General features: G+C 62.4%; 15 protein-coding genes and 1 pseudogene. 5 read left to right on the top strand and 11 right to left on the bottom strand.

The genetic code is table 11. The features are described from left to right. The 11 genes and pseudogenes from AC3WTO_RS29755 to AC3WTO_RS29705 all read right to left on the bottom strand — a co-directional run. Positions 1–854 (bottom strand): ABC transporter permease (locus tag AC3WTO_RS29755; RefSeq protein WP_492464433.1); only part of this gene is annotated, 854 nt, incomplete at its 3' end. After that, entirely contained in the window at positions 851–1,918 is a 1,068-nt protein-coding gene (locus AC3WTO_RS29750) for an ABC transporter permease (protein WP_492464434.1), read from the bottom strand. The genes AC3WTO_RS29755 and AC3WTO_RS29750, both read right to left, overlap by 4 nt. Positions 1,919–1,939: 21 nt before the next feature. Next, on the bottom strand, positions 1,940–3,583 hold the full coding sequence (locus AC3WTO_RS29745; protein ID WP_492464435.1) for an ABC transporter substrate-binding protein: 1,644 nt from the start codon (positions 3,581–3,583) through the stop codon (positions 1,940–1,942). A gap of 241 nt (positions 3,584–3,824) precedes the next feature. Then, on the bottom strand, positions 3,825–5,033 hold the full coding sequence (gene pcaF, locus AC3WTO_RS29740; protein ID WP_492464436.1) for a 3-oxoadipyl-CoA thiolase: 1,209 nt from the start codon (positions 5,031–5,033) through the stop codon (positions 3,825–3,827). A gap of 69 nt (positions 5,034–5,102) precedes the next feature. Then, positions 5,103–6,154: pseudogene (locus AC3WTO_RS29735) on the bottom strand (D-alanine--D-alanine ligase family protein). Positions 6,155–6,274: 120 nt separating this feature from the next. Next, the gene (locus AC3WTO_RS29730; RefSeq protein ID WP_492464437.1) at positions 6,275–7,147 is read right to left on the bottom strand and encodes an SMP-30/gluconolactonase/LRE family protein; all 873 of its coding nucleotides are present in this window, start codon (positions 7,145–7,147) and stop codon (positions 6,275–6,277) included. After that, positions 7,144–7,785, bottom strand: coding sequence for a 2-dehydro-3-deoxy-6-phosphogalactonate aldolase (locus tag AC3WTO_RS29725; protein WP_492464438.1), 642 nt, complete (start codon positions 7,783–7,785; stop codon positions 7,144–7,146). Before AC3WTO_RS29725 ends, AC3WTO_RS29730 begins: the two co-directional genes overlap by 4 nt. After that, positions 7,782–8,726 (bottom strand): 2-dehydro-3-deoxygalactonokinase, encoded by a 945-nt coding sequence (locus AC3WTO_RS29720; RefSeq protein ID WP_492464439.1) that lies wholly within the window; start codon positions 8,724–8,726, stop codon positions 7,782–7,784. The genes AC3WTO_RS29725 and AC3WTO_RS29720 overlap by 4 nt, the downstream gene beginning before the upstream one ends. Continuing rightward, positions 8,723–9,490: an SDR family NAD(P)-dependent oxidoreductase gene (locus AC3WTO_RS29715; protein ID WP_492464440.1), complete on the bottom strand. Its 768-nt coding sequence runs from the start codon at positions 9,488–9,490 to the stop codon at positions 8,723–8,725. Before AC3WTO_RS29715 ends, AC3WTO_RS29720 begins: the two co-directional genes overlap by 4 nt. Before the next feature lie 158 nt (positions 9,491–9,648). Continuing rightward, a complete protein-coding gene (locus AC3WTO_RS29710) occupies positions 9,649–10,998 on the bottom strand; it encodes a putative bifunctional diguanylate cyclase/phosphodiesterase (RefSeq protein WP_492464441.1) in 1,350 nt (449 codons plus the stop codon). A 117-nt stretch (positions 10,999–11,115) separates the two neighbouring features. After that, positions 11,116–13,119, bottom strand: a complete 2,004-nt coding sequence (locus tag AC3WTO_RS29705; protein ID WP_492558468.1) for a GtrA family protein — start codon at positions 13,117–13,119, stop codon at positions 11,116–11,118. Here AC3WTO_RS29705 and AC3WTO_RS29700 point away from each other — a divergent pair. The 5 genes from AC3WTO_RS29700 (at position 13,017) to AC3WTO_RS29680 (ending at position 17,916) form a co-directional block, all read left to right on the top strand. Further along, on the top strand, positions 13,017–13,997 hold the full coding sequence (locus tag AC3WTO_RS29700) for a glycosyltransferase (protein WP_492464443.1): 981 nt from the start codon (positions 13,017–13,019) through the stop codon (positions 13,995–13,997). The two genes, AC3WTO_RS29705 and AC3WTO_RS29700, sit on opposite strands and share 103 nt — an antisense overlap. Positions 13,998–14,020: 23 nt before the next feature. Further along, positions 14,021–14,719 (top strand): class I SAM-dependent methyltransferase, encoded by a 699-nt coding sequence (locus AC3WTO_RS29695; protein ID WP_492464444.1) that lies wholly within the window; start codon positions 14,021–14,023, stop codon positions 14,717–14,719. Positions 14,720–14,721: 2 nt separating this feature from the next. Then, positions 14,722–15,084, top strand: coding sequence for a DMT family transporter (locus AC3WTO_RS29690; RefSeq protein ID WP_492464445.1), 363 nt, complete (start codon positions 14,722–14,724; stop codon positions 15,082–15,084). A gap of 192 nt (positions 15,085–15,276) precedes the next feature. Next, complete coding sequence (gshB, locus tag AC3WTO_RS29685; RefSeq protein WP_492464446.1) at positions 15,277–16,218, top strand: glutathione synthase; 942 nt, start codon at positions 15,277–15,279, stop codon at positions 16,216–16,218. 165 nt (positions 16,219–16,383) lie between these two features. Continuing rightward, positions 16,384–17,916 (top strand): YifB family Mg chelatase-like AAA ATPase, encoded by a 1,533-nt coding sequence (locus tag AC3WTO_RS29680; RefSeq protein WP_492464447.1) that lies wholly within the window; start codon positions 16,384–16,386, stop codon positions 17,914–17,916.

Here is a 17,916-nt window from a genome sequence, read left to right as displayed (position 1 = left end):
ATGAGGATGGCCATGCCGGGCATGGCTGCCACCCACCACTGGTCGAGGATGAACCGGCGGCCCGACGCGATCATCGCACCCCATTCCGGCAACGGCGGCTGCGCGCCGAGGCCAAGGAAACCGAGGCCGGCGGCAATGATGATGATGCCTGCCATGTCGAGGGTGACACGCACGATCAGCGACGAGATGCACATCGGCATGATGTGACGCAGGACAATGCGCCCCGGTGACGCCCCCATGATCTCGACGGCCTTGATGTAATCGGAGTTGCGCACCATCAGCGTTTCGGCGCGCGCAATGCGGGCATAAGGCGGCCATGAGGTGATGGCGATGGCGATGATGGCGTTCTCGATACCAGGCCCGAGTGCCGCCACGAAGGCGAGCGCCAGGATCAGCTTCGGAAAGGCCAGGAAGATGTCGGTGATGCGCATCAGGATCGCATCGGTCCAGCCACCGGCGTAGCCGGCGACAGTCCCGACGATAAGGCCGATCGGCGCGGCAATCAGCGCAACCAGCACGATGACATAAAGCGTCAGCCGCGAACCATAGATGACTCGCGAAAGGATATCGCGGCCTTGGTCGTCGGTTCCCATCCAATGCGTCCAGTCAGGCGCCAGCAAGCGCGAGCCGCGCAGATCGCCGACCACCGGCGAATAGGGCGCCAGCAGGCCGGCGAAAATGGCGACGAACACCAGCGCCAGGATGATGAAGAGCCCGATCACCGCCAGTCTGTTGGCGGTGAAGCGGCGCCAGGTCATGTAGGAGCGGCCAAGTCGCGCCTGCGTGCGCGATTGAGGCCGCTCCGACAGCAGCCATTCGCGCCAACTCGTCTTCGAGGTGTCGGCTATGCTCATGACCGGGTCCTCGGATCGAGAAGCTGGTAGAGCAGGTCCGAAAGCAGGTTGAGTGCAATGAACACCGCACCGATGACAATGGTGGCTCCGAGTACGGCATTCATGTCGGCGTTCTGCAGCGAGTTGGTCAGATAGAGCCCGATGCCCGGCCAGGAGAACACCACCTCGGTCAACACCGATCCCTCGAGCAGCGTGGCGTAGGACAGCACAATCACCGTCACCAATGGCACCGCTGCGTTACGCAGCGCATGGCCCCAGATGATGCGCGCTTCCGACAGGCCCTTGGCGCGCGCGGCGACGACATACTCCTGGCTGAGTTCGTTCAGCATGAAGGAACGCGTCATGCGGCTGATATAGGCCATGGATGTGTAGCCGAGCAGCGAAGCCGGCAGGATGATGTGGGAGAAGACATCGCGGAATGCGCCCCAGTCGCGCTGAATGACGGCGTCGACCAGATAAAGGCCGGTTATCGGCGTGAAAGTATATTCGTAGGCGATGCCGATACGACCAGGTCCTTCGACCCAGCCGAGCCTTGCGTAGAAGACGAGAAGACCGAGCAGGCCAAGCCAGAAGATCGGCATCGAATAACCGATCAGGCCGATGACGCGCACGGCCTGGTCTATGAACGAGCCGCGTTTGACTGCTGCCAGCACGCCGAGCGGGATGCCGAACAGCAAGCCGATCAGCGTACCAACGGTCGCCAGTTCCAGCGTCGCCGGGAAGACGCGTCGGATATCCTGCATGACCGGATAGGTCGACAGCACCGAAGTTCCGAAATCACCGGCCAACGCCTTCTTCAGATAGAGGAAAAACTGCTGCCAGACCGGCAGGTCGAAGCCGTATTGCTGGCGCGCCGCCGCGACGACGCTGGCCGGCGCACGATCTCCGACGATCGCCAGCACCGGATCGATCGGCATGACGCGGCCGATGAAGAAGGTCACCGCGATCAGCCCAAGGAAGGTGGCCGCGGCAATGAATACGAAGCGCAAAAGCGCAAGCGCAAGGGCGGAAGCGCTTTTGCGCCTCCGCCCCTGGTCATGGAAGGTTGGTTCGGCGAGGGACAAGAATCCGGACTTTCCGGTTCGTTACTTGGTCACCGGCGCCACAAAGTTGGTGTCGAATGTGGGTCCAAGCTTGAAGCCCTGCACGTTCTTGCGCAGGCCGGCAACCTCGGTCTGTTGCCAGATGAAGTTGAATGGACCCTGTTCACGAATCTTCTTCTGAACGTTCTGGTACATCTCGGTGCGCTTGGCAGGATCGCGCTCGAGCAAGGCGGCCGCCGATTCTTTCTGGATGTCCGCCGGCACGTCCCAGGCGTTCCGCCAGGCCAGCGTCTTGTTCATGGAATCGTCGGCATTGTTCGGATTGGTGGCGAAGGTTTCTGAATTCGAATTCGGATCCCAGTAGTCGACGCCCCACATCAGGATCGCTGCATCGTGCTGGCGGGCACGGTAGCGGGTCAGCAGTTGCTTGAAGTCCTCCGGGACCAGTTCGATCTTGATGCCGGCTTGCGCCGCGGTCTGCTGGATCGACTCGGCAACGCCGGATTCCGGCTGGCCGCTACGGGTATCGAGCGTGATGGTGAACCCGTCCTTCAGACCAGCCTTCTCCAGCAGTTCCTTGGCCTTGGCGATATCGAGCTTGTAAGGCTTTTCGTCCACCGAGCCGAGAATGCCCTTGGGCAGGAAGTTCTGGTGCACCACGCCGATGCCGTTGAGCAGCGTATCGCCGAGCGCGTCGTAGTCGATCAGGTATTTGAAGGCTTCCCGCACTTCCGGCTTGGCCAGGTTGGGGTTCTTCTGGTTGAGGCTGACGTAATAAACCGTGCTCTTCGGCACTGAAGCAGTGGCGAGATCGGCATTCTTGCCGACAGCCTCGTAGTCGCCTGGCTGCAGGTTGCGCGCGATGTCGATGTCGCCCTTTTCCAGCAGCAGGCGCTGCGCGGCACTTTCCTTGACGTGACGGTAGATCACGCGCGTCATGTTGCCCTTGGTGCCGTAGTAGTTGTCGTTGCGCTCCAGCACCACGACTTCGTTCGCACGCCATTCACGGGTCTTGTACGGGCCGGAACCGGCATAGTTGGTCTTCATCCAGGCATTGCCGAAGTCGTTGTCGAACTTGTAGTCGGCGCTCGGCGTGGCGGCGGCGACATGTTCCTTGACCAGCTTGCTGTCGACGATGGCGCCGACGGTGGCGGTCAGGCAGTTCAGCACGAAGCTTGGCGCATAGGCCTTGTCGACCGTGAACACGAAGGTGGACGCATCCGCCGCTTTCGCCTTTTCGGCGACATTGTCGGCGGTCAGTCCGAACTGCTGGATGATGAAGGCAGGGCTCTTGTTGAGTTTGACAACGCGCTCGAACGACCAGGCCACGTCCGCGGCAGTGATTTCGTTGCCGGAGGCGAACTTCAAGCCAGGCTTCAGCTTGAAGGTGTAGGTCAGCGCATCGTCCGAGACGGTCCAGCTTTCAGCGATGCCGCTGACCACCTTGGTGGTGTCGTTCGCGTCGAGGCGGACCAGCATGTCGTAGGTGTTGCCGGTGATCTCGCCGGTCGACAATTCGAAGGCTTCGGCCGGGTCGAGCGAAATGATGTCATCGATTGCCCAGGCCTGGACCAGCGTATCGGGCGGGGTGTCGGCCAGCGCCGGGGCGCCGGCATAAACCAGGGCTGCAAGCGCGGCACCCGTCAGAAAAGTGCGCGAGCGGAGAGCGATCTTGTGCATCATCATCTTCGGTTTTCCTTGTTTCGTCGCCCCTGTTCCCCGATGGGACGCGACGTCGTTGCGCCGACAGGCTCTATTTGTTGAAGCCTCGAACAACCATATCCGGCGCCCTTCGGCCCGGCAACGAGCATTTGTGTGACAAAAGCCGATTGAGCACGGCGTGTTGAGTTTCGAGCGACGCTGGCCCGTTCATGATGGCTTGCACCTCTCTCGCAGGGCAGCAACACGCCCCAAAACGTCTTTCCGCTCACACCCTTTCGAGTGCGATGGCGATGCCCTGTCCGACACCGATGCACATGGTGGCGAGTGCGAGGCGGGCGTTGCGTTCCTTCAGTTCCAGCGCAGCCGTGCCGGTGATGCGCGCACCCGTCATGCCGAGCGGATGGCCGAGTGCGATGGCGCCACCATTCGGGTTGATGTGAGCAGCGTCTTCGGCGAGGCCGAGTTCGCGCAGCACGGCCAGGCCCTGCGCCGCGAATGCCTCGTTGAGTTCGACCACGTCGAAGTCCTGTGGCGTCAGTCCAAGCCGAGCGCACAGCTTGTTGGTCGCCGGCACCGGACCGATGCCCATGATGCGCGGCTCGACACCGGCCGTGGCGGCGCCCAGCACGCGAGCGATCGGAGTGAGGCCGTATTTTCGCACGGCGGCTTCCGAGGCCACGATCAGCGCGGCCGCGCCGTCATTGACGCCCGATGCATTGCCCGCCGTCACCGTGCCGCCCTCCTTGCGGAATGGCGTTCCGAGCTTGGCCAGCGTTTCCATGGTGGTGCCGGCACGCGGATGCTCGTCCTGCGCCACCACGATGGCATCGCCCTTCTTCTGCGGAATGGTGACAGGGACGATCTCCTTCGCCAGCCGGCCATTGGCCTGGGCTGCCACCGCCTTGTCCTGGCTGCGCACCGCAAAGGCGTCCTGGTCTGCACGGCTGATGGCGAACTGTTCGGCGACGTTTTCGCCGGTCTCCGGCATGGAATCGATGCCATACTGCTTCTTCATCAGCGGATTGACGAAACGCCAGCCGATGGTGGTGTCGTGGATCTCGGCATGGCGCGAGAAGGCGGTCTCGGCCTTGGGCATGACGAAGGGCGCGCGGCTCATCGATTCGACGCCGCCGGCAATCAGCAGTTCGGCTTCACCTGCCTTGATGGCGCGGGCGGCAATGGCCACCGCGTCCATGCCCGAGCCGCACAGCCGGTTGACGGTCGAGCCTGGCACCGCCACCGGCAGGCCGGCCAGCAGCGCCGCCATGCGGGCGACATTGCGGTTGTCTTCGCCGGCCTGGTTGGCGCAGCCATAATAGACATCGTCGACCGCTTCCCAGTCGATGCCGGCATTGCGGGCAAACAGCGCCCTGATCGGCGCAGCGCCGAGATCATCCGCACGAACCGACGCAAGCACCCCGCCAAACCGGCCGATCGGCGTGCGAACATAGTCGCAGATATACGCTTCGCTCATGTCGTGATTCCTTCCCTCGCCCGCGCCGGCCAGCGCAGAACCATCCGATCGCATCGGAGTTTCGTAATTTCAGCCCACCAGACGGCGGGCAGCGGTTTCGGCCATGGCCTCTGCGAGGCTCATCGACCACTGCGCGCGACAATAGGCGCGGAAATCGAAACAGGGCAAGCCGGGACAGACCTCGAATTCGATCAGATGGACCGTGCCGTCCGCTTCCACCCGCAGGTCCATGGAAAAGACGTCGCGCAGGCCAAGACCCGTCATAAGCCTTGCCGCGACCCGGCGAATTTCGCCATCCGCCCGGGGCTGGCTTGCGGCGAGCGGCACCAGCTCTGGCTCAACATAAACACCGGTCGATTTGGCCACGGCGCCGGTATCGCCATAAAGCGCCAGGCTGTCGGCCATGGTCTGGAAGTCAGCGCCGGACTCGACCAGGAAAACTCCCAGCGACGACATGTCGGCATGTCCTGTCACGTCGAGGAAGCTTGCGCGCACATTGCGGCCGGCGACATATGGCTGCACGACGACATCGTCGTGGTAATGCGAAAAGACACGGCGACTGAGTTCCAGCGCATGGTCGAGATCATGGCAGTGCGAATCCGGCCAAATGCCGATCTTGGCGCCGAGCCGGTTCGGTTTCACGAACCAGCCCTTTTCGCTGGCCGGCGGCTCGACCAGCCACAAGCCGTTCCGGGCCAGGCCGGCTTGCGGAACTGGCAGGCCGAGAGCGGAAAGCACGGCACCCGAGCGGAATTTATCCTGGCAGAGAGCGAAGAGGGAATCGTCGGCACCAAGCGTCTTCATGCCCGCAAGCCGGGCCAATGCAGGGGCTGTACCGCCACGGAAGTAGGCAATGCCATCCGTCAATGTCCAGACAAGCGAAGTGCCAGGGTCTGCACTGGTGATCACCGCAGCAGCTTCATCCAGTTCCAGGGGCGTGAAGGTCAGGCCTCGTTTGCCTGCCTCACGCCAGAGCTCGGCAAACTCCGGCGCGAGGTCGGTCGATTGGGCAAGATATGACGAGATCTCCGCAGCGCGGTCCCGCGGATAGCCTTGCTGGATCAGCCGGTCGAGGCAGGCTTTTCCGGTTCATAGACAAGGAAGAGACGCGGCTGCGGCATGGCGGACTGGACCATTGGATCGGAACCAGTCTCGCTGTTGCACCATCGCTCGGTTCCGACGAAATCGACCTGTGCGGCAACGCCAGCGACCAGAGTTGAGCGCGCTCAAAAGCCTGTGGTTCAGATCAGCACGCGTGGCTCAAACCGACCCCGGACCGGGAAATCGATCACGAAGGTCTTGCCGGCATCGGGATCGGCCGCCCGCTGCGCCTCATTCTGGTCAGCCCAAGCCGAAGTCACTGCCAGCCGATCGGCGTTTGCGCCGATGAAAGCCGGGCAGGACGGCTGGGTGACGGGCATTGGAATGGAACGCACCAGCTTGCCGTCCGGCGCATAGGCATTGACCGCGGAAGCACCCCAGCACGCATTCCAGAGAATGCCGTCGCGATCGACGACCGAGCCGTCGACATCGCCGACACTCTGCCGATGGTCGCCGAACAGCCTGGGCTCGCCCACCGGCAGCCCGGTCGTCGGATCGCAATCCACGCGCATCAGCAGCTTTGCGTCACTGTCGACATAGTAGGCGAAGGTCCCATCCTCGCTGAAGGCAATCGAGTTCGGGATGGTGATGCCATCATAGAGTTTACGCAGTTCGCCCTTGAAGAACCAATAGATCGCGCCTGCCTTCTTTTCATGGGTCTTGCTCATCGTTCCGAGCCAGAAAGCGCCGCAGGGATGCACGCGCGCGTCGTTGGATCGGGTACTCTTGTTCTCGGCCTCGACCGGCGTGTGAAGTGTGAGTTTGCCGGTAGCCGTGTCCCGCACGTGCAAGCCGGTTTCGGTGAAGACCAGTTGCCGCTTGTCGTCGACGATGGCGATGGCGCTCGCCATCTGGCCGAGTTCGTGCGCTTTGGTTGCACCGCTGCGGTTGCGCTGGAGCAATTGGCCATGCACGATGTTGAACCAGTAGAGCGTTCCCGTCGTCTGGTCGTAGCTCGGACCCTCGCCGAGTTCGCAGACATAGTCGGACAGGACCGAGACGATACCAGTCATTTCAGCTCTCCAAAAACCTGATCCCAGACGGTGACGGCAGCTTCGGCACGCGCGCTGACATCAGCCACCATCATGCCGGGCTTGAACAGGCTGGAACCCAGCCCGAAGACTGTCACGCCCGCCGTCTTGTAGCCGGCGAAGTCTTTTTCCGAGACGCCTCCCACTGCCCCCACCAGCGTGTCGGCAGGCAGGACCGCGCGCATGGCGGCAATGCCGCCGGCGCCGAGCGCGCTCGCCGGAAAGAACTTGAGCGCCGAGGCACCAAGCCGGATCGCCTGGAAGGCTTCGGTTGGGGTGAAGACACCCGGCATGGTGACCATGCCATGATGTGCGGCGCGGCGCATGACATCGACGTCGATGTTCGGGCTGACCAGAAGCCGTCCCCCGGCGTGCTTCAAGGCGTCGACATCCGCGGCGGTCAGTACCGTGCCGGCGCCGACGAGCGCGTTGTCCGGCAACGCCTTGACGATGGCAGCAATCGACATGAACGGATCGGGCGAGTTCAGCGGCACCTCGATGGCTTCGATGCCGGCGTGATAGATCGCCTCGGCGATGGCGACTGCTTCGTCGGGACGCAAGCCGCGCAGAATGGCGACGAGGCCGCGCTTCAGTTTCGGGAATGGCGCGGTCTGGCTCATCTGGTTTCTTCCTCGCGGGCAATCATGCCGTTTTCCCGTGCGGCGGCAAAAAGGCCGGCGCGTACGGCGGCATCGGCGTCGACGGACCGAACCTCAAGTCCGGCCAAACTCAAAGCTTCGGCGTAAAGTGCGCCGAGCGCGCCCGATCCCACCAGCACGACTGAGTCGCCGACGATATCATAGCGCCGCTTGGCTGAAGCGATCTCGCCACCGATGAGCAACCCCGACAGGCGAGCGGCGGCATCGCCCGGCGTCAGGTCTTGCAGCAAGCCGGCGGCACGGATGGCAAACAGCCGCGACGTGACATCGCCACCGTCGGTGAGAGCCTGCCGGCACCAATATCGAAACCCCTCGTTGCCGGCGGCGACCGCGGCAGGCTGCTCACCCAGCGAATGGCGCAGGATCGAATGGGCCGCCAGAACGGAAAACAATTCGCCTGTCGGCCAAGTACCGAAGCTGGCCACTGCGCCATCGTCCACAAGTACCCATTTCGAGTGGGTTCCAGGCATGCAGACGAGATGCTGTCCCTTGGCCGGCAGACCCGCGCCTGCGAGTTGCGTTTCCTCGCCGCGCATCACGTCCGGTGCGTCCGCAAGCCGCTGCGCCAGGCCAGGGACAATGCGCACGTCGCGCGCCGTATCGGGCACACGGATGGCACCCTTCAGGATGGCATTGATAGGGGCAGGCACATCGACATAAGGCGCCTCGATCCAGCCCTGGCGCGAGCCGGCCATGCCGCAGATCACCACCGGCAAGCTGGCCGGCGCATCCATGGCGGCAATATGCCTTTCGAGCACGGTGGAAAAGCCGACTTCTCGCGCCGTAATCAGGCCGTCGTCGCCACGCCGTTCGGCCAGCACCTGGCCGTCGTCGGCAAGCAGCCAGGCACGCAACCGGGTCGTGCCCCAATCGACGGCGGCGATCACGGGTTTTGTGCTCACAAGAGCCCTCCGTCGACGATCAAAGTCTGCGCCGTCAGCATGGCCGACGCGTCCGACGCCAGGAACAGGCATGGTCCGACCATGTCGTCCGGATGCATTTCACGTGGAATGGCCTGACGAGCGATGTGGGCTTCGAGCTTGCCGGGCGCGGCCCAGAGCTCACGCTGGCGCTCGGTGATGACCCAGCCGGGCGCGATTGCGTTGACCCGAATGCCATCCTTGCCGTAGCGGCCGGCAAGTCCCTTGGTCAGGCCGATGATCCCGGCTTTGGCTGCTGTGTAGGCCGGCATGTCGCCGATGTTCAGCATGAAGGATGTGGAGGTGAAATTGACGATGGCCCCATGTCCCAATTTCTTCATTCCCGGCACGACCGCCTGAATAGTGAAGAAATGCGGCCTCAGATTGATCGACAGATTGTCATCCCATTCGTCGGCGGTCACAGTTTCGGCGGCATGGCGAATGTCGTTGGCGGCGTTGTTGACCAGGACGCTGATCGGTCCATGCGCTGTCTCGGCGGTCTTTACCGCTGCCCGCAGTGCTTCGATGTCGCGCAGGTCGGCATGAAGGAACAGCGGCTTGCTGCCGGTCAGGCTTGCAATGTCGTCACACAAGGCCCGACTCGCCGTTTCGGCGATATCGATGAAGGCAACCCTGGCGCCTTGGCGGGCGAAACCTTCCGTCAACCTGGCGCCGATACCGGTGCCTCCGCCGGTGATCAACACCGACGCGCCTTCCAGATCGGCGAAACGCGCCGATGGCATCATGTAGCGTCCTCCACTCGTCTGACGGCGCCGCATCCTAGCCAGCGGCTTGGCCGGAGCAAGCGTGAAAGTGCTCACCGGATCATTTTGTCGGACAAATGAGAAACAGGAAGAAAAGCCGCCGATCCGCGTGGACCCGCAGCATCGCAGTGTTTCAGATATCAGATCGCCTTGGCGCGCAATGCACCGCGAAAGGAATCGCGAAGATAGCCGAGCGTCGCATCGGCATTGGCCGGCTTGCCGAACAGATAGCCCTGGCCGCCGGCACAGCCGAACTGCACCAGCCGGTCGGCTTGTGCCTCCTGTTCGATGCCCTCAGCGACCACATCCATGCCAAGTCCCTCGCACATGGCGAGGATGGCGCGGATGATGTGCTCCGAAGGGCGATCTTCGAGGATCGATGAGACGAAGGCGCGGTCGATCTTGAGCTTGTCGAAGTTGAACTCGCGCAAGCGGCCGAGTGACGACTGGCCCGTGCCGAAATCGTCGAGCGAAACACGGATGCCGACGCGGCGCAGATCCTCGACGATCTTCTCTGCCGAGATGGGATCGTTCATCAGGCCTGTCTCGGTGATCTCGATCTCCAGCCGGCGTGGATCGAAGCCGGTGCGATCGAGGATCGACAGGATGTGCAGCCCGGTGTTCTGGTCGACGAGCTGCGACGGCGACAGGTTGAAGGACAGGAACAGGTCGCCAGGCCAGCCGCGCGCTGCTTCGGTCGCCTTGCGCAGCACCAGTTGCGACAACGGTCCGATGATGCCGCGTTCTTCGGCGATCGGAATGAAAACGGCCGGCGAGACCGGGCCGAGATCTGGATCCGACCAGCGCGCCAGCGCCTCAAAGCCGATGGTGCGCCGCGTGCCGAGATCGACGATCGGCTGGAAATGCGGCTCGACCTCGCCGGCAGAAACGGCACGTCGCAACGCCTGCTCGATGCGGGTGACGCGTTTGGCCGCCTCTTCCATCTCGCGGGTGTAGACGACAACCTTGCCGCGGCCTGAGCGCTTGGCGTGATAGAGCGCCGTTTCCGCCTTGTTGAGCAGGATCTCGGTGGTCTCTTCTCCGGAATAGAACAGCGAGCAGCCGGTGGAGGCGGAAAGCCTGGCAGTGCGTTCGCCGACATCGTAGGGCGCCGACAGGATCTCGATCAGCATGCGCGCCCGCTCGGTGGCTGCCTCTTCGCTGAACACCATCGGGTAGAGGAAGGCGAATTCATCGGCGCCGATGCGGCAGACGGTGGAATGGCTGTCCATCGAGGCGCGCAGGCGCATCGCCACCTGGATCAGGATGTCGTCGCCGGCCTTGTGGCCGAACAGATCGTTGATCGGCTTGAAGCCATCGAGGTCCAGGATGCCGACGGCAAAAGGGGCAGGGTCGTCCGAACGGTCCGCAATGAGGCGTTCCACCTTGTCGAAGAAGCGACGGTGGTTGCCAAGGCCGGTCAACGGATCGGTGAAGGCCAGATCCGTATTCTCCCTGTTTGTCTGCCCGGTGCCAAACGAGGTTTGCATCGGCGTCCCTGTTCTTATTCTGGTATTTCTTATCAGAGTGACAGCAAACCGTTTAAGAAAGGTATCTCGAATATAAGCCGGCGCTTTCGAATTGAATCGCCTCGGCGGCGCTGAAGATTAGCCGGGCCTGACCCGATAAAGCTCGATTGGCCTGCCCGGTGTGCCGGGTACCGGTTCCAGCCAGGCTGGCAGTTGTCCTTTGATCAGGGCTGCAAGAAAGCCATCCGGCGCGACGTTGGAGAAATTTTGAGTTTCAGCATCGCTGCGGCAAAGGGCAACGAGCCCGACATGCTGATCGCGTATGATTTTTTCGGCAGCCGTGGCCGACCCCAGAAATGCATCCATGACGAGAAGATTGCCGTCGACATTGCGATGATAAGGGCCGGCTAAAACGCGGTGTCCTGTGAGGACAAGGATTGGCGAGCCGAGATTGGACACCGCCAGCACAGTCGTGGTGGGTTGGGCAGCCAGCGGCATGTAATCGCCGGGATTTGCGCAGGTGTAGCTTATGGTGCCAGCTACCGGATTTGCCTTGCCGTCGGTGAGCATGGAAATCGTGGCCGCGCCGACGCTCCATACGCCGTTCAGGGAAACGAGCCAGGCCGCAACCATGGCGATTGCCGCTTTCGTTGACGGCGTTGCCGCAGCGTAGCTGCGCCAACTGGCTACCCAGGTGGAGAGCGGGATGACGGCGATGGCGATCGAGAAATTGGCACCACGCACCTGCCAGACGCTGATGGCGAAGGCAGCCGAGAGAAGAACGGCGACGATCCAGACTTCGCGGCGTCGATCGCCATTCAGCAATTGGCGCATGAGCAGGATGAGAGCGATCAACGGCGTAACATATGCGCCGATCACGGCCGTGGGCTTCTCGGTTGCAAGTTGAAAGAGGGACTGGGCCTCTGAAACCGTGTCCAGCCACAGCGTGTGCAGGCGTGGATCGAGATCGGCGAATGGCGTGCGCAGACACTGCGGAAAGAACAGCAGTGTGACCGCTGCCCCGACGGTGCCGAGTAAACCTAGCGCCATCAGTCTGCGCAGCCGGTTCGATCGAAGCGAGGGTACCGATGCGGTGAGAGCAAGGCCGAGGCCTCCAACGGCTGCCAGTGTGAACTGTACGACCGAAAAGGCATCACAGGCCGCGACACCCCACGCGGATGGTCCGATGGTCGAGACGAAGACCACCGCCGAGATCATCGCAAAACCCAGTCCGAAACCGATCGGCGTGCTCGCTTCTTGATCGCCTCGGAAGAAGAAAATACCCGCTACGCACAACCCGATCACCGCGACAAGCGGGGCGGTTTCCATCCCGACAGCCAGCGTCAGCGCGGCGCAGGCGCCAGACAGCGCGGCGGCTGGCCGCCAATCCGGAGCCGCGAGCAGGAAATGCAGGCTCGCTGCAACAAGCATCAGCTGGACATTGTGGTGGTCGATGTTGCCGGGCTCATAAGCAGCAAGAAAAAACAAACCGGCGGCGGCGATCACCATGGCCGGCAGCGCCACACAATCGCCGCCAAAACGGCGCGCGGCACGGACAAAAAAGAAGACCGTCAAGGCGTAGGTCAGCGTTGGCCAGGCGATTTTCGCGAAATACTCAGCGGCAGACGCGGAAAAACCGAACGCTTCGGCAGTTTTTATGAGCGCGGCAAGTGGCGCATCCACAAGGCGCGACCAATGCATGATGAAGCCACCATTCGGACCCATGCGGTACTGGTGCATATCGAACCAGCCCTGGCCGGCCAGGAGGTCGCGGACTTGAACCAGCCTCAAAAGGCTGTCGTTGTCGCCATTGCCTTGAGTCATGGCCCGAAAGCCATTGCCGGCATTGATCGCCAGCGCAACGAAGGCCGCGACCACCGCCCAGGCGAGATCGCGCCGCCACCCGACGACTGAATTTTCGGCCGCGCGCATCGAAAGTCCCCAAACCCCGGATGTGTCTAAACCTAGCCTTAACGGCTTCAATAAATAGTAAAGCCGCCCCGCGCGCTCGGCCGCCCTGGGGTTTGCGAGAGCCACCCATGGTACACGAAGTCCGCTACGAACCAACGATCGCGGTACTGTTGCCCTGCTACAATGAAGAACCGACCATCGCTGACGTTGTGTGTCGATTTCGCGAGGCACTGCCCGCCGCGACCATCTATGTCTATGACAACAATTCCAAGGACCTCACCGCACTGAAGGCGCGCGCGGCCGGTGCGGTCGTGGTGCGTGAACCCAGGCAGGGCAAGGGCAATGTCGTGCGGCGCATGTTCGCCGACATCGATGCCGATATCTATTTGATGGCCGACGGCGATGGCACCTACGCGCCCGAGGATGCGCCGCTGCTCATCAATACTCTGCTGACCGAGCGTTGCGACATGGTCGTTGGCACACGTCGCGGTGTGACAGACGATGCCGGCCGGCAGGGCCATGCTTTTGGCAATCGTCTGTTCAACAGCCTGTACAAGCGTCTGTTCGGACGGGATTTCACGGACATTTTCTCCGGCTATCGCGTCTTCAGCCGGCGTTTCGTCAAGAGTTTCCCGGCGGTCTCGGGCGGTTTCGAGATCGAGACGGAGATGTCGGTGCACGCTTCACAGCTCAAGCTGCCGGTCAGCGAGATCGCGCTCGACTATGGCCGCCGTGTTGAAGGCTCATCGTCGAAGCTCTCGACCTTTCGGGATGGCGCCAAGATTTTGTGGATGTTCACCATGCTGATGAAGGAAACGCAGCCGCTGCGCTTCTTCGGAGGGATTTCCGTTTTTCTGCTGACTGCCAGCGCAATTCTGGGCGTGCCGGTGTTTGTCGAATTTGCCGAAACGGGTCTCGTGCTGCGCATTCCCACCTGGGTGCTTTCGGTCGGATTGCTGCTCCTGTCGATGTTGATGCTGGCAACCGGACTGGTTCTTGATTCCGTCTCGCGTGGCCGGGCAGAGCAGAAGCGTATTTTCTATCTCAGCATGCCGGGTCGCCAAAGTAATACTGCCTCGACACCAGCTGCGTCGAAGAGAGCGGCCTGACAGCCATCGTTGGAGAGTTCTGCTTGAATCGCGAAACCACCAATCGCATCCGTTTCGTTCTGGAAGATGTTCTGCCGCCGGTCATCCGTGACTCACGACTGTTCCGGTCGGTCGCCAGTCTGGCCTGGGGCGATCATATCTCTCGGCTGGCGTCATTTCGGGAACGCGCACCTTTTCTGACCGCTGAGGAGTACGAGACGCTCTATCGCGACCATCCAAGGGTTCATGAGGGCACAGACAACTCCGAAGCCTGTATAGAAAAGATCATTGCTGCGGCCGTTGGCCAGTCGCTCTGCGACGTCGGCTGCGGCACCGGCGTTCTCTTGAATCGTATCCGCGCTTCGCATGGAAGCGGACGCTATGTCGGCGTCGATTTTGTGGTGGACGACGCAGCGGCAATCGACGGTATCGACTATGTTGCCGCGCGCATCGAAGACCTGCCGTTTGAAGACGGCACCTTCGACACGGTGGTCTGCACGCATGTCATCGAGCATGTCCTCGAATACCGGCAGGCCATTGCCGAATTGCGGCGTATCGCGCGCAAGCGCCTGATCATCGTCGTACCGCGCGAGCGGGAGTACCGCTATTCCTTCAACCCACATTTCAATTTCTTCCCCTACACGCACTCGTTCCTGCGGGCGATGCATCCTGTGCCGACCAACCATGTCTGCGTCGATATCGGACGCGATATCTTCTATTGCGAAGACCGGCCCGGGGCCTGATCGTGATCGGTGCGCTGCCTTTTCCCGTTCTGGCCGGGCTGTTGCTGACGCCGCTGATGATTTCGGCAGGTCAGGTACTCTTCAAGCTCACAAGCGCCCGGGCCGGCGCCGCTGATCTGGCAGGTCTGATGGCGACCATCCTGGATCCTTATCTGCTTTCGGCCTTTGCCATCTATGGCATCGGCACGATCGTCTGGGTCTATGTGCTGAAATCCGTGCCGCTCACGGTTGCCTATCCTTTCATGGCGATGACTTTCTGTGTCGTGCCGCTCCTGGCCTGGGGTCTGCTGGGAGAGGCACTCACCTTGAGATACATGCTGGGCACGGCACTGATTGTCGGTGGACTGATCGTCATCAACGCCTGATGCAGACGAACCTTGCGTTGTGGGCCGATGCGGCGCTTGACAGGTTCAGGCTCGTCCCTTCATGTCCTGCTCATTGAAGCGTTTCGGCTTTTCGCGGAAACGCGGAGCGCCCTAACTCTTTGTTATTGTGCAATTCCGAACGCAAAACCGCCACGCACTTTTGCTGGAAATGCTCTAGATCGGAGACCCTGCATGTCCCTCAAAGTCGCTGTCCAGATGGACCATGTCTCGACCGTCAACATCGCCGGCGACACGTCCTTCGCGCTCTCGCTCGAGGCGCAGCGGCGCGGGCACACGCTGTACCACTACACGCCCGACCGGCTATCGCTGCGTGACGGCAAGGTCTTCGCCCGCATCGAGGAGATGCAGGTGCGCGATGTCAAGGGCGACCATTTCACGCTCGGCGGAGCCGTGCGCACCGATCTCTCCGAGATGGATGTCATCCTGCTGCGTCAGGACCCGCCCTTCGACATGAACTACATCACCACCACACACATTCTGGAGCGCATCCATCCGAAGACGCTGGTGGTCAACGATCCGGCCTGGGTTCGCAACAGTCCGGAGAAGATATTCGTCACCGAATTTGCTGATCTGATGCCGGAAACGCTGATCACCAAGGATCCGCAGGAAGTGGCGGCTTTCCGCAAGGAATTCGGCGACATCATCGTCAAGCCGCTTTACGGCAATGGCGGCGCCGGCATCTTCCATCTGCAGGAGGCCGACCGCAATCTGGCCTCGCTGCTGGAAATGTTCGGCCAGCTGTTCCGGGAGCCCTATATCGTCCAGCGCTATCTGAAGGATGTGCGCAAGGGCGACAAGCGCATCATCCTCATTGACGGCGAGCCAGTCGGCGCCATCAACCGCGTGCCGGCCGAATTCGAGTCGCGCTCCAACATGCATGTCGGCGGGCGGGCCGAAAAAACGGATTTGACGGCGCGCGAGCGCGAGATCTGCGCCCGCATCGGCCCGTCGCTGAAAGAACGTGGCTTCATTCTCGTCGGAATCGATGTCATCGGCGACTACATGACCGAGATCAACGTCACCTCGCCGACTGGCATCCGCGAAGTGAAGCGTTTCGGCGGTGCCGACATCGCCGCGCTGTTCTGGGGTGCGGTGGAAGCCAAGCGCGGTTAGCCTTGTTCCAGGTCACCTCGGCGCGGCAGTACAACCGGCCGCATGCGATGCAATTCCTGCGATTATTTGTTCCTGTATTGTTCTTGATCTGATCGGAAAACCATGCTTTCTTGATCCAGTGGCCGTTCCGGCCATGCGGGTTGGGTACCCGCCCTGGGGGCTCGGATGGTTTCTCGCGTTCGCACGGTGGCGTTCCAGGGCATCGAGGCCGTTCCGGTCGACGTGCAGGTGATGATCGCGCCCGGCAAGGTTGGCATGTCGATCGTCGGCTTGCCCGACAAGGCGGTGGCTGAGAGCCGCGAACGCGTCCAGGCAGCGCTTCATGCCTCCGGCCTGTCGATGCCGGCCCGCAAGGTGACCGTCAATCTGGCTCCCGCGGATCTGCCGAAGGAAGGCAGTCACTACGACCTGCCGATTGCGCTCGGCCTGATGGCCGCGCTCGGCGCAATCCCCGGCGACATGCTGGCCTCCTACGTCGTGCTGGGCGAGCTGTCGCTGGACGGCACGATCGCGGCGGTTGCCGGAGCCTTGCCGGCGGCAGTGGGTGCCAACGCCGAGGGACGCGGGCTGATCTGCCCGCATGCTTGCGGCCCCGAGGCGGCCTGGGCCGGCCCCGACATCGATATCGTGGCGCCGCGCAGCCTGATCGCCATGGCCAATCATTTTCGCGGCACGCAGGTGCTGTCGCGCCCCGAGCCCGGCGTGCATCAGAGCGCACGCAACCTGCCCGACCTCGCCGATGTCAAAGGTCAGGAGAGTGCCAAGCGCGCGCTGGAAGTCACGGCCGCGGGCGGGCACAACCTGCTGATGGTCGGCCCACCAGGTTCCGGCAAGTCGATGCTGGCACAGCGCCTGCCTTCGATCCTGCCGCCGCTGGAGCCGAAGGAGCTGCTGGAAGTCTCGATGATCGCCTCGGTCGCAGGCGAACTCGCCGGCGGCAAGTTGACCGACCGGCGGCCATTTCGAGCGCCTCATCATTCGGCTTCGATGGCGGCGATGGTTGGCGGTGGCCTGAAAGTACGCCCTGGGGAGGTATCGCTCGCCCACAACGGCGTGCTCTTCCTCGATGAATTTCCCGAGTTCTCGCCGCAGGCGCTCGATGCGCTACGCCAGCCACTGGAGACTGGCGATTGCGTGATTGCGCGCGCCAATCATCGCGTTGCCTATCCGGCGCGCTTCCAGCTGATCGCGGCGATGAATCCGTGCCGGTGCGGCATGGCCGGTGAACCCGGCTATCGCTGTCTGCGCGGCGATCGCTGCCGCACCGACTACCAGGCCCGCATCTCGGGACCGCTGCTCGATCGCATCGACCTCAGGGTTGATGTGCCGGCCGTCTCGGCCAGCGATCTGATCCGTCCGGACCGGGCGGAGGCGAGCGTGGTGGTTGCCGAGCGGGTGGCACGGGCGCGAAATATCCAGCGCCGGCGTTTCGAGACTCAGGGCATCAGCGGCGTTGCTCTCAATGCCCATTGTTCGCCGGCCATGATCGAGGTGATCGCGGCGCCGGACAAGGCGGGCCTTGCTCTGCTGAGCGAAGCCAGTGAAAAACTCGGTTTTTCGGCTCGGGCCTATCACCGTGTGCTGAAAGTTGCCCGCACGCTTGCCGATCTCGATGATTGCGAAACCGTCGGGCGGATCCATCTCGCCGAGGCGATCTCGTATCGCATGGCTCCAGAGCGTTTGTCGCATGCAGCCTGA

This window comes from Mesorhizobium sp. EU05-FHT14A09, from assembly GCF_058790995.1.
Note: the sequence above shows the minus strand (reverse complement) of the source record. Positions and strands in the feature narration are given on the sequence as shown.

Bases quoted from the DNA above. Each gene is read 5' to 3' on its own strand.
- AC3WTO_RS29715 (WP_492464440.1), bottom strand. From the start codon at position 9,490: ATGATGCCATCGGCGCGTTTCGCCGATCTGGAAGGCGCGTCGGTGTTG.
- pcaF (WP_492464436.1), bottom strand. From the start codon at position 5,033: ATGAGCGAAGCGTATATCTGCGACTATGTTCGCACGCCGATCGGCCGG.
- AC3WTO_RS29700 (WP_492464443.1), top strand. From the start codon at position 13,017: ATGGTACACGAAGTCCGCTACGAACCAACGATCGCGGTACTGTTGCCC.
- gshB (WP_492464446.1), top strand. From the start codon at position 15,277: ATGTCCCTCAAAGTCGCTGTCCAGATGGACCATGTCTCGACCGTCAAC.
- AC3WTO_RS29710 (WP_492464441.1), bottom strand. From the start codon at position 10,998: ATGCAAACCTCGTTTGGCACCGGGCAGACAAACAGGGAGAATACGGAT.
- AC3WTO_RS29725 (WP_492464438.1), bottom strand. From the start codon at position 7,785: ATGAGCCAGACCGCGCCATTCCCGAAACTGAAGCGCGGCCTCGTCGCC.
- AC3WTO_RS29680 (WP_492464447.1), top strand. From the start codon at position 16,384: ATGGTTTCTCGCGTTCGCACGGTGGCGTTCCAGGGCATCGAGGCCGTT.
- AC3WTO_RS29745 (WP_492464435.1), bottom strand. From the start codon at position 3,583: ATGATGATGCACAAGATCGCTCTCCGCTCGCGCACTTTTCTGACGGGT.
- AC3WTO_RS29730 (WP_492464437.1), bottom strand. From the start codon at position 7,147: ATGACTGGTATCGTCTCGGTCCTGTCCGACTATGTCTGCGAACTCGGC.